This window comes from Oceanispirochaeta sp. M1, from assembly GCF_003346715.1.
Taxonomy (GTDB): Bacteria; Spirochaetota; Spirochaetia; order DSM-2461; family DSM-2461; genus Oceanispirochaeta.
Genome location: NZ_QQPQ01000026.1, coordinates 37,004 through 51,866 on the forward strand (window position 1 = coordinate 37,004; position 14,863 = coordinate 51,866).

Consider the following 14,863-nt stretch of genomic DNA (forward strand, 5'->3'; position numbering starts at 1 on the left):
GATATGTGAGCCTAGTGCTCCAAATCACCGGCTGATTGTATAGGATTATCCCCTTCAAGGGCAATGTCAAATCCCCATAGAAACAGGAATAAATTGAAAAAAAGCTCCGGATTGAAGATGGTAATCTGTTCTTTTCATAGAGAATCATTTATATTATTTAACTTAGATTATTTATGGGACCTGCTTATCTGATTTATTGCAGTCCCTTTTGATAAGGAAGTGAAGATAATGAGTGAAGTACAGAACAGCATTACTGCTGATTTTAACCTGAAAAGAGAAGATGGTTCTCTGATAGACAGCTCTGAACATAGTGGAGCATTAAACTATATTGAAGGTCTTGGAATGATTATTCCCGGCATTGAAAAAGCACTGAAAGGTATGGACGAAGGTACAAAGTTTGATGTAAGCCTCGATCCTGAAGATATGTACGGTTTAAAAGATGATACCAAAGTAATGGAGGTTTCTGCAAAGGACTTTCAAGGTTCCGCTGAAGAACTTGAAGTCGGTACCATTATTGAAGCCCATACTCAGCAGGGCAATCAACTGATGACTGTTCAATCTATTGAAGGTGATAAAATCATTCTTGATGCAAATCATCCTCTCTCAGGTATCAAAATGCAGTTTTCAGGAACTCTCAGTTCTGTTCGTCCCGCCACTGAAGAAGAGATTAAGAAACTCACCAGCGGCGGCTGCGGATGCGGTGGGCATGGAGAGGGTGAAGGCTGCGGAAGCCATGATGAAGGCGAAGGTTGCGGATGCGGTGGTCACGAAGAAGGTGAAGGCTGCGGATGTGCAAGTGGAAGCAAAGAAGAAGGCCACAGCCATGAAGGCTGCGGCTGCGGCAATCACTAATTCGTTTTTGTAAGGCCGGATTTAACGGAAACTCCCGGAATCCGGCCTAATTTTCCAGTCAGCCCTCCCAGTTCATCGGTAGAGGACTGAACAATCAGGGTAATGACAGCAATTCTGTTGTCATCAAGATGAGGCAGACCCATCCTCCCCAGTATAATTTCTGAATACTCGGACAGCACCTTTTGCACCTGCAGAGCATGGTCGTCTTTATTTTCTATTGTTATCCCTACAAATCCGTATCTCTTTTCCACTAGAGTTCTTCTCCGGGCAGAACCCTGATCGCACCCATATCGGCTGAAGAAGCCAGAAGAGCGTAGGCTTTCAGTGCCTGACTGACAACTCTGCCTCTGCCCTCGGGGGTAAATGCAGTTTTGCCTCTGGCCTCTTCGGCCGCTCTGCGGGAAGTAAGTTCCTCATCGGAAACAAGAACATTTATTTTTCTCATGGGAATATCAATCTCAATCTGATCACCGTTCTGAATCAGGGCAATGGCACCGCCGGCAGCTGCCTCGGGTGAAACGTGACCGATGGAAAGCCCGGAAGTTCCTCCGGAAAAACGTCCGTCTGTGATCAGGGCACATTCCTTGCCGAGGTGCATTGATTTCAGATAAGAGGTGGGATAAAGCATCTCCTGCATTCCGGGTCCGCCCTTGGGACCTTCATAACGGATGACAACCACGTCTCCGGCTTTGATCTCTTCATCAAGAATGGCATCACAGGCCGCATCCTGTGAGAAAAAGACTCTTGCAGGACCTGTAAACTTGAAAATGGAGGGGTCTACTCCAGCTGTTTTTACTATACAGCCGTCAAGGGCAATATTTCCCTTCAGTACACCCAGACCGCCGTCTTTGGTGTAGCAGTTCTCTCCATTTCTGATGCATCCATGGGCTCTGTCTTTATCCAGTTCTTTATAATAATTTTCCTGTCCTCCCATGACCAGACATTTTTTGCGTCCCGGTGCGGAAGAATAGAATTTCTGTACTTCTTCAGAACAGTCAGCAGACATTATATCCCAGGAGCCGAGAACATCTTTAAGTCTGCCTCCGGCAACATGGTATGTTTCAGTCTGTAGAAGATTCATGCGGTCCAGTTCCCCCAGTATCCCGATAATCCCTCCGGCTCTGTGTACATCTTCAATATGATATTTAGGAGAGTTGGGTGATACTTTACTTAGGCAGGGTACTTTTCTGGATAGTGCATTGATATCATCCATTGTGAAGACTACACCTGCAGTACGGGCTATGGCCAGAATATGAAGAACCGTATTTGTGGAGCCACCCATGGCAATATCAAGACTCATGGCATTTTTAAAGGCATCCATTGTCGCTATGGAGCGGGGAAGAACGGATTTATCTCCATCCTGATAATAGGCGTATGTATTTTTTACAATGATATCAGCTGCTTTTTTAAACAGGCCCATTCGGTTTATGTGAGTCGCCAGTATGGTTCCGTTTCCGGGAAGTCCCAATCCAAGAGCTTCCACCAGACAGTTCATGGAGTTGGCCGTGAACATTCCTGAACAGGAACCGCATGTAGGACAGGCGTTCTGTTCCACCATGGCAACAGTCTCATCAGATACAGACTTATCTGCACCCATAACCATCGCATCCACCAGATCCAGTCCTCTTCCGTCATCCGTACGTCCTGCTTCCATGGGACCACCCGATACAAATACGGCGGGAATATTAAGCCGCATGGCAGCCATAAGCATTCCCGGGGTAATCTTGTCACAGTTGGATATACAGATCATGGCATCCGCTTTGTGAGCATTACACATATATTCGACACTGTCGGCAATGACTTCACGTGAGGGAAGGGAATAGAGCATTCCATCATGACCCATGGCAATACCGTCATCTATGGCTATTGTATTGAACTCAGCGGCGAAACAGCCCTGCTCTTCTATATAACCCTTAACTTTCTGTCCAATCTCATGGAGATGGACATGGCCGGGAACAAATTGAGTGAATGAATTGACAACTGCAATGACGGGTTTGTCCATCTGTTCTTCTGTCATTCCATTTGCACGCCAGAGGCTTCTGGCTCCCGCCATACGGCGTCCGTCTTTTGTTTCTGAACTTCTCCATTTACCAGCCATGTATAATCTCCTATCTTCAAGACCTTCTGTCCCGATGTTTATCAGTATAATTACCCCGAGCCTGATGCCCAGGGTAAAATAAGTATAACCCTATCCATCGGGATTACAAGGGAGATTCCGGTGAAAAATAAAGGATGGTTTGTTGCATTCTGTGCAATGGAAAGTTCCCGGCCGATTCTTCTGGATTCTTCCTGTAGTGAAGTCTAGAATGGAAAGTGAATAAGTAATAAACAAGGACACAACATTGAAAAAGAAAACAATCGGTTTGGTGGCACATGATAATAGAAAGAAAGATCTCATTGAATGGGTTGAGTGGAATTTCAGCACTCTTAAAAACCACAAACTGATCTGTACCGGAACAACAGGTAAACTGGTAGAACAGGCTCTTAAAAATAAACTGGCTCCCAGAGGCGGAGAGGAGCTTGATATTACCAAACTCAAGTCCGGTCCACTGGGGGGGGATCAGCAGCTTGGAGCCATGATCTGCAACTCTGAGGTGGATATATTGATATTCCTCTGGGATCCAATGGAGCCCCAGCCCCATGATGTTGATGTGAAGGCACTTCTGCGTATTTCTGTTTTATACAATGTCCCGGTTGCCAATAACAGGGCCACTGCAGATTTTATGATATCATCCCCTCTTTTTGAGGGAGATGAATACTCTCCGCTTCTGAAAGACTACTCTTCCTATATCAACAGGATGGATTAGATGACCCGCTTCCAACTGATCGCTTTATCAGAGGTCTCTCTGTTTAAGGATGTTGATATAGTGAAGCTGGATGAGTTCTTTTCAAAAATTGATATTTCCATCCGTAATTATGGGAATGGTCAGATTATTCTGAATCAGGGTGATTCCTGTGATGATCTGACCATACTACTGTCGGGTGAGGCAGGAGCCTGCATGACGGCTCCTAACGGGAAGCTCATTCGAATTGAGACATTAAAGGGACCCTGTGCCGCCGCAACCGCCATACTGTTTTCTTCTGAACACAGCTTACCGGTCAGTCTTATTGCTGAAGGAGAACTGAATATGCTCAGTATTCCGGTAGAACTGGTTCTTGCCCTGATGCATGAGTTTCCTGAATTTCTGAAAGCATATTTGAGAGAGAACGGAGATAAACTTGTTTTTCTTTCAGAAAAAATAAGACTGTTTCAATTTAAAACCCTGAAACAGAAACTTGTGGGTCATATTCTTATGCTTGCAGCCAGGCAGGGGAGTGATGAACTCCGGATGATCTATTCCCGTGAGGATCTCTCACAGCTGATGGCGGTAGCCCGTCCCAGTCTGAGCAGGGAGATCTCATCCCTGGTTAATGACGGTTATATTGAAGCCAAGGGGAAGATAGTACGCATTCTTGATCGAAAGGCTATGATGTCTCTTCTCTCAGAAGATAGAAAAAGGTAGCTGCCGTTTTCTTTTGAACTTCCAATTCTAATCATGTATAATTTATCGAATTAAAACTACGATTGAATACAGAATCAGGATGGTGTAAAAATGAAAAAAGTATTATTTCTATTTGCAGTATTATTGTGTGCCGCTGTCTTATCCGCGGAAGCACCGGATGCAGGATTTTCTTATTCGGGCTATGCCCGAGGCGGAATCGCCGGCAACGCCCGGGGAGAAGCTCTGGGAACAGCTAACCCTTTTACCGCAAATGGAGCCTACAGTCAGGCCCGTTTTGCCAATGAGTCAAATTACAGTGAGCACCTTTTCAGGTTCACAGGTCTCGGTGATGCCATGTGGTGGCAGATCAATACCAGAATAGCTCTGGATATTCCGGGATTCCCCAAGGGATGGAATAATATCAGCGACCTTGAATATGGAATTATTCTTCCTGAAGCCTATATCAGAATGGGCTGGAATGAAAAACCGGTCTCTGTCTGGGTTGGTAACCGATATCATGATTCAATCGGGATCAATATGTACGATTATTATATTAATGATATGTCCGGTGCCTATGGTGGTGGAGTAGACGGTATTGCTCTGGGTAGTTCAACTCTGGATACTGGTTATTTTATGGCCTACGGCGGTTCTGATAATGCCGCTGCCGTGTCCCCTGCCATAGAACGTGAAGGAACTATTCACTCCCTGATGGTGAGACCCCATTTTTCATTGGGTGATAACAGGCTCTCTTTTAAAGTTGTTCCCTCATTTGCTACAGGATCGGATGATGCCAGATATGGAGGCATATTTGAAGCCGATTTTGAAATGAGCAGCTTTTTCGGATTAGCAGAAGGTTCGACTCAATTTTTTGGATACTATGATCTGGGTACGGGTGTAAACAACAGCGAATACTGTTATTACGAAACAGATGCCTATAGAACTGGTGGAGGTTTTCAGGGTGGAGCCGAGTTCAGTGATAAAATCAGCATGAGAACTACTGTGATGATTGAGTCGAGAGGAAACCAGGATTCTGCTTCAGACGGAATCTGGACCGCTTTTGCAATCAGGCCCTACTATGGCTTTACTAATATGTTCGGTATCACATTTGAATATGATCTGGATTACTTCATTTATGATGACACCAGCAATGACGAGAGTATGCTGAACCGTTTTACACTGGCTCCGACCCTTACAATTGACAGTAATGGTACCGTATTCAGCGATCCTGTTATTCATGCCTTTGTCACATATGCCATCGGCGATATGGATGCTTCTGTTCTTCTGGAAGATCAGGATGATCAGGGCTTTAAATACGGGCTCAGTTTTTCTGTAGGCTGGTAACAGCTGCTTATAAATACGGTCCCCGGAGGGACCGTATAAATCAATATTCTATAGAGAATTAAGCACCCATGAACATTTTGATATCATCTTCAACTTCACCGATACCGGCAATGCCGAAGTTGTCGATCAGTACCTTAGCCACGTTGGGGCTGAGGAATGCGGGGAGTGTTGGTCCCAGGTGGATGTCTTTGATGCCCAGGGAGAGAAGTGCCAGAAGTACGATAACCGCTTTCTGCTCATACCATGCAATATTGTAGCTGATGGGCAGGTCGTTGATATCGTTCAGTTCAAATACTTCTTTCAGCTTCAGTGCTGTTACTGCCAGAGAGTAGGAGTCATTACACTGACCCGCATCCAGTACTCTGGGGATTCCACCGATGTCACCCAGGGGAAGTTTGTTGTAACGGTATTTTGCGCATCCTGCAGTGAGGATAATAGTATCACTGGGAAGCTGTTTGGCGAACTCACTGTAGTAATCTCTGCCCTTCATTCTCCCGTCACATCCGGCCATAACAAAGAACTGTTTGATGGCACCGGATTTAACTGCGTCAACTACCTTGTCGGCAAGAGCAAGAACCTGTGAGTGTGCGAATCCACCGACGATAGTTCCGGTTTCGATCTCTATGGGTGCTTTGCATTTTTTCGCATGTTCAACAACAGCCGAGAAATCTGTATCTCCGGAAGCAGCTTCTTCAATATGTTTTACACCGGGGAAACCAGCAGCTCCGGTAGTGTACATTCTGTCTTTATAGCTATCCTTGGGGGGAGTAATACAGTTGGTAGTCATAAGAATGGGACCATTAAATGATGCGAATTCTTTATCCTGTTTCCACCATGCATTACCGTAGTTACCAATAAAGTGGCTGTATTTTTTGAATGAGGGGTAGTAGTTGGCAGGAAGCATTTCACTGTGTGTGTATACGTCTACACCTGTACCATCTGTCTGTTTCAGCAGGCTTTCCATGTCTCTCAGGTCATGACCGGAGATCAGGATACCGGGATTTGTGCTTACTCCGATATTTACTTCTGTAATTTCGGGGTTACCGTAGGTTTCAGTATTGGCTTTATCCAGGAGAGCCATGACAGAAACTCCCTTTTCTCCTGTTTCCAGAGTCAGAGCAACCAGCTCATCAACAGTCAGACTGTCATCGAGGGTTGATGAAAGAGCTTTGTACATAAACTGCAGTACAGATTCATCCTGCTGTGTCAGGTGATCGGCATGGTAAGCGTAGGCAGCCACTCCCTTCAGGCCTATAATAATCAGTTCTCTTAAAGAACGGATATCTTCATTTTTTGTAGCCAGAATACCTACAGTCTGTGCTTTTTCATTCATGGCAGTAGCTGTAAGAGTTGTAAAAGTGGCACAGTCGTGGAGCTCTGCGGGTACGAGGTCACCTAGTTCGCCTTTCAGTTTGTCTCTGAGGGCAAGATCTTCGATGATAGTTTTTACAAAGACATCATTGTCAAAGTTTGCATTGGTGATGGTCATGAAAAGACCACGCATGATAGCAGCGTCAGCTTCGGGAAGGGCTTTACCCTGGGCTCTGGCAGTACCGGCAACCTGGGCGATTCCTTTCAATGTATAGATCAGAAGATCCTGAAGGGCTGCAGTCTCAGGTTCTTTACCACAGACTCCTTTAATCTCACAACCTGTTCCCTTGGCTGCTTCCTGACATTGGTAACAAAACATACTCATAATTCAATTCTCCCTAATTCCCTTCACGCCCTTACAGCCGGGGATATAATTTCCTGTTGATAGAAGCAGTATAGGAGGCCGCAAAATTTAAATCGGTAACAGATGTTACAAAAAAGGAAGTATTTAAGTATTTAAATACCTAAATAGATGTGATGATATATTCAGCATTTAAGATGTACCTGGGATTGCAGAAGTCAATGGACTGTTTATCCAAAGAGGCAGTCAGGTGAGTTGAAGAGGGGTTAAAATAATACCCGCACTGGTTTTTTAATTCCAAAGAAATTATGATGAAGTCATGAAAACCAACTACCATACTCATTGCAATTTCTGTGATGGAATTGCCGATCCTGAAACTGTCGTTAAAATTGCACTTGAAAAAGGATTTGATGTCCTGGGATTTTCATCTCACTCTCCTCTGGAGGGAGAAGAGTGGCCCCTGGCTCATGATGAAGTACATACTTATATACAGACCATAAGAGGGCTGCAGAAGAAATATGAAGATCAGATACTCATATTGGCAGGGATGGAGCGTGACTTTATTGTTTCCGAATCTCCCTGGCAGGAAAAGCGCTGGGAAAAGGAAACACTGGATTTTGTAATCGGTTCAATTCATATGGTTTTCTCCAAAAAACTGAACCGCCTTATGTCCGTAGACGGCCCTCAGGATCAGATCCTGGAACTGATAGATAAAGGTTATGACGGAAATGCCAGGGGCATGGTGGAAGACTATTATGATAATCTTGCCATGATGGTTAAAAGAGAGACTTTTGACTTTGTGGGACATATCGATGTTGTTAAAAAGAGAAACAAAGTAATCGGATTTCTTGATGAGTCAGATCCCTGGTATATGAAAAAGGTAAAAACTGTCCTGGAGGTCATTCACAGTAAATCTGTGCCCATAGAGATTAATACGGGGGGGATTTTCAGGGGGGCGACGGATGAGCTTTATCCCTCACAGCCTATCTTAAGAGAATGTTTCAAAAAAGGCATTCCCATTGTGATAAGCAGTGATTCCCATGATCCCCAGCATCTGGACAGTGGTTTTGATCTTGCCGTGGAAAGAGCCGGGGATGCGGGTTATAAAAAACAGATGATACTTGATCGAAACGGATGGAGATCCATAGCTCTTTAATCAAAGACGATGGTTTTGTTTCCAAATACAAGTATTTTATGTTCCAGGTGAAGTTGGACAGCTCTGGATAGAACGCTCTTTTCCAGGTTCCGTCCTTTCTCTATCAGATCATTGACATTATCCCTATGATTCACACGGGCTACATCCTGAGCGATGATAGGTCCCTGATCCAGATCTTCAGTAACATAGTGGCTGGTAGCACCAATCAATTTGACACCCCTTGAAAAAGCCTGATGATAAGGCTTGGCACCCACAAAGGCCGGGAGGAACGAGTGGTGAATATTAATAATTTTTCTGGGAAAGGCATCTATGAATTTTCCTGAGAGAATCTGCATATATCGGGCCAGAACAATGAGATCTATTTTTTCCTTGTTAAGCAGGGCAATCTGATTTTTTTCCACCTCGGCTTTTGTATCTTTTGAAACCGGGAAATGATGAAAAGGTATATTGAAGTACTCTGCAATGGGTCTGCAGTCTTCATGGTTGGACATAATCAGTTTAATATCTGTTTTCAGTTCTCCCGCTTTATTCCGGATCAGAAGTTCATACAGGCAGTGGTCATATTTTGAAACAAGGATTGCCGTCGTGGCTCTCTCTGTTGAGAACTCCAGGCGCCAGTCCATTTCGAACTTTACGGCGATAGGTTCAAAGGCAGATTCAATTTTTTTATTGTTAATGGCAAAATCCGACATATCCCATTCAACTCGCATGAAGAACATACCTGATTCATCATAATGCTGGTCACAATTTAAAATGTTCCCTTCATACATGGTGATAAAGTGGGTTATCTCTGCAACAATCCCTTTTCTGTCCATACAGGATAGAAAGAGTATGGCTGATTCTCTGTTCATGGTCTTCTCCGGATACATTTCTCAATTTATCCTGTTTTTAAGAACAGGAAAACTGGAGGTCATTATAGAAAGGATGGAGGGTTTTGAACAGCTCCGAAGCCTTCCGTTTCCATTTTTGAATTTTACTTAAATTCTTCCGCCAGTTCTCTGAACCTGTCACCCCTGTGAAATTCATTGATGAACATACCGAATGATGTGGCACCGGGAGACATAAGAATCACATCCCCCGCAACAGCTGTTTCAACCGCCTTGTGAAAGGCTTCTTTCAGTGAGGAAAATGGACCGTTATAGGCTATCCCGGCCTTCTGAAGCTCTGCAGACAGTTTCTCAAAAGCTGTTCCTTCGAGGATGTAGATCCCGGCTGCTCTTTTAAGGCTGTCTGAAATTCCGGAAAAATCCAGTTCCTTGTCCGTACCGCCGCAAATAAGTTTAACCGGTTCTTCAAAGCTTTCAACCGCAGCTGTCATTGCTTCGGGAATAGTGGCGGTCGTATCATTGTAGAAGCGTATTCCCTTGTATTCTCTCACCATTTCAAGGCGGTGAGCTATTCCTGGAAAATCACTGAGCCGGGAAAAAACAGTCTGGGCATTCTCGCCATATAGAATGGCTGCAGCTCCGGCAATAAGACAGTTCATTCTGAAATAGACCCCAGGGGTTTTCAATTTCTCAGGAAGCAAGTCAAGTTCACTGCCTTCATGTCTGAACCATCCTTTTCTGCCGTCCATCCGGATCTCTGCATGACTGTCATGGTAACTGTAAAAATAACTTTTTCCAGGGCACTCAGATGCAAAGGTTTTCCCTCTTTCATCCAGAAGAAATATGGACTTCTGATCCCTGTTCTGTCCTCTGTAGACTGTCTTCTTATCATCAACATAGTCTTCAAAATCATCATACATATTCTGATGGTCATTCATAATGTTGGATAGTACGGCTATTTCCGGATGTAGCAGATCTCTCCCTTTCAGGTCTCCCAGCTGCCAGGAGGAGAGTTCCAGAATGACAGGGTCTCCGGGCTGAAGCTCATCCAGAAAACTTAATGGAGAGAGTGTGATGTTACCTCCCAGACGGCACCCCGGATTGTTTTTTTTCAGTATGTGAAAAAGGGCGGAAACAATAGTGGATTTCCCTTTACTCCCGGTTACCGCAATCACGGGATTGGAACAGAGGGTGAGGAAAAGAGATAGATCTGTTTCAACTCTTGCAGCGGCTTTCAGATAAGGAGAAGTGCCGGGGACTGCGGGGTTTTTGATAACTATATCAGCCTCGCTGAAGTCCTCCATTCTGTGTTCTCCCAGAACATAGCGGACATTAAGATCACTGAGACTCTCAAGGGTGGGGGCAAGTATTTCTGCAGATCTGAGGTCTGTTGCCGTAACATGAGCGCCCCGTTCTGCCAGGAAGCGTACACTGGCAAGTCCGCCTCCGTTCAGTCCGAGTCCCATGACGGTCACTTTTTTATTTTTGAAGCTCTGAGAGTCCATCTATATTATTCCTTATCAGCTTGTGGCTGAATAATCTATGTGCTGCCAAGGCAAATAACATTGTCCCGGTGGTTATCCGCAGGAGGTCCAAGGGTGTGATTCTCTGCAGATAATGGTGTATAATGGGCATAATAACAGAATATTGAATACTTGCCAAAGGTGGAGGATTTCTGAATGGAAATACGATCGGACAGTAGGGCTAAATTATGCTTTCTGATGCTTTTTTGTTTGCAGATAATGGTGATTGCATTCCCCTTGTCTGCTCAGAGTTCAGCCGAAATTGTTTATGCCGAAGGTGAGGGATTTTCTCTTGTCAGAAATGGAGAGAGCGAATACTACGATATATATCTGGGTGAGGCCGAGGGCCTTGAGCTTAGAGGCGGTGACCTGATCCTCAGCGAGGCCGGTACATGGATTGAAATACAACTGGCCGGTTCCGGGACTATCATCAAGATTGCTGAAAATACGACATTCACATTGAAAACGCTGCAGAATGAGGGAGGAACCTTTGAGGTCTCCTATGGCAGGGTGCGGGCCAGAGTTCAGAAACTGACCTCAGAAACACCATTCTGGATTGAAGGTTCGGATACAGTTGCCGGCGTTCGGGGAACCGACTTCGGTTATGATCTTTTTTATGACCCTGCATCTCCTGAAAAGAAAAATGTCAGTGTCTACTGTTTTGAGGGTGAAGTGGAAGTCGTGCGTCAGCTGGAAACTGAAGTGGAAGAAGACTTTGTGGCTGATTCCGATTTTGCAAAGGGTAAGGAAAAAACTTCAACTGTCATACTCAGAAGAAATGAGATGGTATCAATTACAAGTGAAGATAAAACTGCGCCTCTGAATAAAAGCCGTATAGAGTCGGAGGTCAAGGAATTCTGGGAAGTCAATGAGTTTATCTTTGAACCCGAACCTGATACTGAACAGAATACATTCCAGCTGTTCCATAATGATGTAAAACAGTTACGTCAGGGTGCATTGGTTTCAACCATCACCGGTACCCTTCTAGCCGGAGGTGGTGCCGCTGCCTACATATTGATGGATGCAGAGAGTGTGGGTATCGGTATGATGACTGTAGGTTCCTCAATGATTGCCGCGGGAGGATATTTTTTGATCCGCTCTTTTATCCTTCAATAGAGCCCTGCCTCAGGGATAGGATATCTCTCGTATCTTTCTGTCTCTCTCAACAATTAGCCAGTTTCCCTTTTTCTGTTCTTCCAGAGTCAGAAGGTCTGTGACTTTCAGGCCGTAGGGTGGAACAGGCTTTGCCTCTGAGATATCGCTGTCCTGAGTTGTACCGGGCATCCATTTTTCATATACAACCCGGAACTGTCCGCTGCCTAGATCATTTATTTCGAGTTCCGCTACACCATAGATACTCTTTCCGAAACCGGGAGCGACTCTTCCGGATTGAACCCACTCTTCAGCATTGATGATACCGCTGTCTCCTTCGTAGCCCATACGGACTCTGGAAGTAACAAAGATATTGGTGACCTCTCCGATATCTCCCTTTCCAAGCTTCTTTTCAATGCAGTCTTCCATTATCACCTGATCCATATCATTGAAACTGCGGTAGTAAGATTCAACAACCTGACGGGCATCCATCCCCATGGTTGCAGGGGGTTCCAGTGATTTCCGAATGGGAGTACTTATCAATATTCCCAGAAAAATTACAACTGCCCCTATTGCGATATATAAGCTGTTTTTCCGTCTCCAGACCTGTCGTCTTTTACGGTTTTTCTCACCCCGTTCTACTATCTGATCTGCCTTCAGTTTTATTTCATCTTTTTCTGTGCTGCTGAGTTCCCGCAGGGCTCCGTCTTTTCTCCATAGATCAATAATACTGCTCCATTCCTTCAGAGAAGAATCTTCTGCTTTAAAGCTGCTGCTGATAAGGCCTGCAATCTCATCCTTTAAACCGGGGATCATAAGTTCCGGACTGAGGGAGGGAGGTCTTCTCAGTTGTTCATTACGATCATCTTCCGCTTTCTCAAGGGGAGCATAGGGATGAGTTCCGGAGAGCAGCTGACTGGCCAGCACTGCTGCTGTGAAATCCAAACCTTCTGTACCCAATTTGTCAGGATGATTGTAGGGATACCAGTTTGTGACTCTGCTCTCCTCTTTTTCTGACTTGCGGATAAAATCCATAAGAGAGACAGGGAGAATCAGAACTCTGCCATCCTCCAGAAAAAACCAGCTCCGGCTGTAAAATCCCTTATAGCTGCTGTCTTTATGTTTAAGTGCCTGAAATACCCGGATAATTTTTTCAAATCTGTCCAGTGTAAGAGTGGCTGCTGTAAATGATTCACCCTTGATAAGGGGACCGTAAAAGATCATGGAACCGTCCTGTTCACTGGCCCCTTCCAGTTTCCAGCTCTCCATCCGGCCCTCTTTGTCATATATCCATCCCGGTTCATTCTGAAGGGACGATATATCTACAGCTCTGAAAACTTTCGGTTCAAGTCCGCTTTGTATCCCGCTGTATTCTTTACCTTCAGCTGTGAAGGGGATTAACTGGTTCATGACATACTCCTGTACCGGCAGGAAAGCCGGATATCTGTCTGCAAATATAATAAAAATCAGCTGCTATGAATATGAAAAAATCAATTATCGTCCTTCATTCCGAATACCTGGGCCGTGAAACTGTATAGTTTGTAACTCCCCGCCAGCCAGAACTCCATGGGCAGTCCCGCCTTGGCACAGAGATGATTCATAAAAGTCTCTCTGTCCCATCCCTGTTCTGTCGCAACCTGAGGGAGAAAGAGTCCTCGTGACATCCCTGATTCAAGGAGTGCTCCGTGCTCGCCCATGATCAGCTCCTCTGGAGTGCTGATCTTTTCCAAAGGGCTTAGCAGGGATATTTCCAGATCAGACTCTTCCCATTCTTCTTTCCTGAGCTGTGGAAATCGGGGGTCTTTGAAAGCTGCTGAATATGCCGCATCTTTCAGACTGTAATTAAGATCCTCTCTGCCTTCGATAGAACCGATACATCCACGGAGTCTTCCATTCAGATGAATGGTTACAAAGACGCCGCAGCGGGGAAGATCTCCCAGAACAGCGGGGACTTCGGTTTCTACTCTCCCGAAGGCGGTTCCGATGGTACTGTATACCCAGTCCAGAATCTGCTTTTGTTCCTGTCTGCTTAATTTTTTCATAACACTTATCTCCCTTGGGGAATTGCCGGTTTATGACCAATGAGCTCCGGCATAATACACCGCCATTGTTCCTTTCCGGTCTATGACTTCAGTATGATTTCTGCTTCGCACTTTGAGATGCCCTTTATTTGGGGCACTGAAGATACCAAGATCAGAGAGGAGGGTGAATAAAACGATTCCGCAGCTGCTTATCTCTTCGCTCTTTTCAAGTTCCCGAAGAGAAGTCTCCAGAGGCATGTTTATATGATTTAACAATTCTTCGGCTTCTTTTTCTGTTTCTGAAAGCAGAGCGTAGCGGCTCAGATTGGCCGAGAGGATAATAAGAGTTCTACCGGGAAGTCCCAATATTGCTGATCTGATAACTGCGGCGGCTTTTTTTATGGATGATCTTTTCAGATTCCCGGAAAGAAGCGGTATGATTGGAATATCCGGAAATAGAATTTGTATAAAGGGGAGCTGCAGTTCCAGTGAATGTTCCTCCATATGGGGAGAATCGCTGATACTGAAAAGTTCATTATTTTCTGTCAGGGTTTTGCAGGTTTTCTGATCCACGGGAATAAGCCCCAGGGGGGAGTTATAGTATTTTTTTGAAGGCAGGTAGATCTTCTGAGTTTTTTTCTCTCTGTGGACCGGTCCCATAAGAAGTATTCTGTCCGGTTTGTAATCTTTTGCAGAGCTGAATGCCGAGGCAATGCAGTCACCGCACTGTTCCCAGCTTCCGTGGGGAGTTAAAATGACCTGAGCAGATTCAGCCCCGTCATCAGCCTTGTTGTTTTCCATGAGTTCATTGACTCTCTGAGTCAGTACTTCCGGTTCATCCGGATAGAAAAGACCGCTGACAATGGTTTCTCTGATATCTCTTTTTAAAATGTCCAT

The 14,863-nt window shown here is 45.0% G+C and carries 14 protein-coding genes; 6 read left to right on the top strand and 8 right to left on the bottom strand.

Annotated elements, in window-relative coordinates; all coding sequences use genetic code 11:
- Positions 1-228: 228 nt before the first annotated feature.
- Positions 229-852: a peptidylprolyl isomerase gene (locus DV872_RS17440; protein WP_114631235.1), complete on the top strand. Its 624-nt coding sequence runs from the start codon at positions 229-231 to the stop codon at positions 850-852.
- Here DV872_RS17440 and DV872_RS17445 read toward each other — a convergent pair.
- Positions 849-1,103: a TM1266 family iron-only hydrogenase system putative regulator gene (locus DV872_RS17445; RefSeq protein ID WP_114631236.1), complete on the bottom strand. Its 255-nt coding sequence runs from the start codon at positions 1,101-1,103 to the stop codon at positions 849-851. The genes DV872_RS17440 and DV872_RS17445 overlap by 4 nt on opposite strands.
- Positions 1,103-2,950, bottom strand: coding sequence for a dihydroxy-acid dehydratase (ilvD, locus tag DV872_RS17450; RefSeq protein WP_114631237.1), 1,848 nt, complete (start codon positions 2,948-2,950; stop codon positions 1,103-1,105). Before ilvD ends, DV872_RS17445 begins: the two co-directional genes overlap by 1 nt.
- Positions 2,951-3,194: 244 nt before the next feature.
- On the opposite strand from ilvD, the gene DV872_RS17455 reads away from it, so the two are divergent.
- The 3 genes from DV872_RS17455 to DV872_RS17465 all read left to right on the top strand — a co-directional run bounded on the left by DV872_RS17455 (position 3,195) and on the right by DV872_RS17465 (position 5,675).
- Positions 3,195-3,659 carry a methylglyoxal synthase gene (locus DV872_RS17455; RefSeq protein WP_114631238.1) on the top strand — a complete coding sequence of 155 codons (465 nt, stop codon included), beginning with the start codon at positions 3,195-3,197 and terminating at the stop codon, positions 3,657-3,659.
- Positions 3,660-4,355 (top strand): Crp/Fnr family transcriptional regulator, encoded by a 696-nt coding sequence (locus tag DV872_RS17460; RefSeq protein ID WP_114631239.1) that lies wholly within the window; start codon positions 3,660-3,662, stop codon positions 4,353-4,355.
- A gap of 90 nt (positions 4,356-4,445) precedes the next feature.
- Positions 4,446-5,675, top strand: a complete 1,230-nt coding sequence (locus tag DV872_RS17465) for a carbohydrate porin (RefSeq protein WP_114631240.1) — start codon at positions 4,446-4,448, stop codon at positions 5,673-5,675.
- Between the two features lie 58 nt (positions 5,676-5,733).
- On the opposite strand, the gene hcp is transcribed toward DV872_RS17465, so the two are convergent.
- Positions 5,734-7,374, bottom strand: coding sequence for a hydroxylamine reductase (gene hcp, locus DV872_RS17470; protein WP_199563504.1), 1,641 nt, complete (start codon positions 7,372-7,374; stop codon positions 5,734-5,736).
- A 292-nt stretch (positions 7,375-7,666) separates the two neighbouring features.
- Here hcp and DV872_RS17475 point away from each other — a divergent pair, with 292 nt between their 5' ends.
- Positions 7,667-8,503, top strand: coding sequence for a histidinol-phosphatase (locus tag DV872_RS17475; protein ID WP_114631242.1), 837 nt, complete (start codon positions 7,667-7,669; stop codon positions 8,501-8,503).
- Here DV872_RS17475 and purU read toward each other — a convergent pair.
- Together purU and murD are read right to left on the bottom strand one after the other, a co-directional pair.
- Positions 8,500-9,354: a formyltetrahydrofolate deformylase gene (gene purU, locus DV872_RS17480; RefSeq protein ID WP_114631243.1), complete on the bottom strand. Its 855-nt coding sequence runs from the start codon at positions 9,352-9,354 to the stop codon at positions 8,500-8,502. The genes DV872_RS17475 and purU overlap by 4 nt on opposite strands.
- A 122-nt stretch (positions 9,355-9,476) precedes the next feature.
- On the bottom strand, positions 9,477-10,835 hold the full coding sequence (gene murD / locus DV872_RS17485) for a UDP-N-acetylmuramoyl-L-alanine--D-glutamate ligase (protein WP_171832125.1): 1,359 nt from the start codon (positions 10,833-10,835) through the stop codon (positions 9,477-9,479).
- 216 nt (positions 10,836-11,051) lie between these two features.
- Here murD and DV872_RS17490 point away from each other — a divergent pair, with 216 nt between their 5' ends.
- The gene (locus tag DV872_RS17490) at positions 11,052-11,969 is read left to right on the top strand and encodes a FecR family protein (protein ID WP_158547030.1); all 918 of its coding nucleotides are present in this window, start codon (positions 11,052-11,054) and stop codon (positions 11,967-11,969) included.
- Positions 11,970-11,978: 9 nt separating this feature from the next.
- Here the strand turns inward: DV872_RS17490 and DV872_RS17495 are convergent, their stop codons facing one another.
- From DV872_RS17495 to amrB, 3 genes are all read right to left on the bottom strand, one after another.
- On the bottom strand, positions 11,979-13,355 hold the full coding sequence (locus DV872_RS17495) for a hypothetical protein (RefSeq protein WP_114631245.1): 1,377 nt from the start codon (positions 13,353-13,355) through the stop codon (positions 11,979-11,981).
- A gap of 80 nt (positions 13,356-13,435) precedes the next feature.
- Entirely contained in the window at positions 13,436-13,987 is a 552-nt protein-coding gene (gene amrA, locus DV872_RS17500) for an AmmeMemoRadiSam system protein A (protein WP_114631246.1), read from the bottom strand.
- A gap of 30 nt (positions 13,988-14,017) precedes the next feature.
- Positions 14,018-14,863, bottom strand: a complete 846-nt coding sequence (gene amrB, locus DV872_RS17505) for an AmmeMemoRadiSam system protein B (RefSeq protein WP_114631247.1) — start codon at positions 14,861-14,863, stop codon at positions 14,018-14,020.

Coding starts and splice junctions, on each gene's coding strand:
- DV872_RS17440 (WP_114631235.1), top strand. CDS start 229: ATGAGTGAAGTACAGAACAGCATTACTGCTGATTTTAACCTGAAAAGA.
- ilvD (WP_114631237.1), bottom strand. CDS start 2,950: ATGGCTGGTAAATGGAGAAGTTCAGAAACAAAAGACGGACGCCGTATG.
- DV872_RS17460 (WP_114631239.1), top strand. CDS start 3,660: ATGACCCGCTTCCAACTGATCGCTTTATCAGAGGTCTCTCTGTTTAAG.
- DV872_RS17465 (WP_114631240.1), top strand. CDS start 4,446: ATGAAAAAAGTATTATTTCTATTTGCAGTATTATTGTGTGCCGCTGTC.
- DV872_RS17475 (WP_114631242.1), top strand. CDS start 7,667: ATGAAAACCAACTACCATACTCATTGCAATTTCTGTGATGGAATTGCC.
- purU (WP_114631243.1), bottom strand. CDS start 9,354: ATGAACAGAGAATCAGCCATACTCTTTCTATCCTGTATGGACAGAAAA.
- murD (WP_171832125.1), bottom strand. CDS start 10,835: ATGGACTCTCAGAGCTTCAAAAATAAAAAAGTGACCGTCATGGGACTC.
- DV872_RS17490 (WP_158547030.1), top strand. CDS start 11,052: ATGCTTTTTTGTTTGCAGATAATGGTGATTGCATTCCCCTTGTCTGCT.
- DV872_RS17495 (WP_114631245.1), bottom strand. CDS start 13,355: ATGAACCAGTTAATCCCCTTCACAGCTGAAGGTAAAGAATACAGCGGG.
- amrA (WP_114631246.1), bottom strand. CDS start 13,987: ATGAAAAAATTAAGCAGACAGGAACAAAAGCAGATTCTGGACTGGGTA.
- amrB (WP_114631247.1), bottom strand. CDS start 14,863: ATGGACATTTTAAAAAGAGATATCAGAGAAACCATTGTCAGCGGTCTT.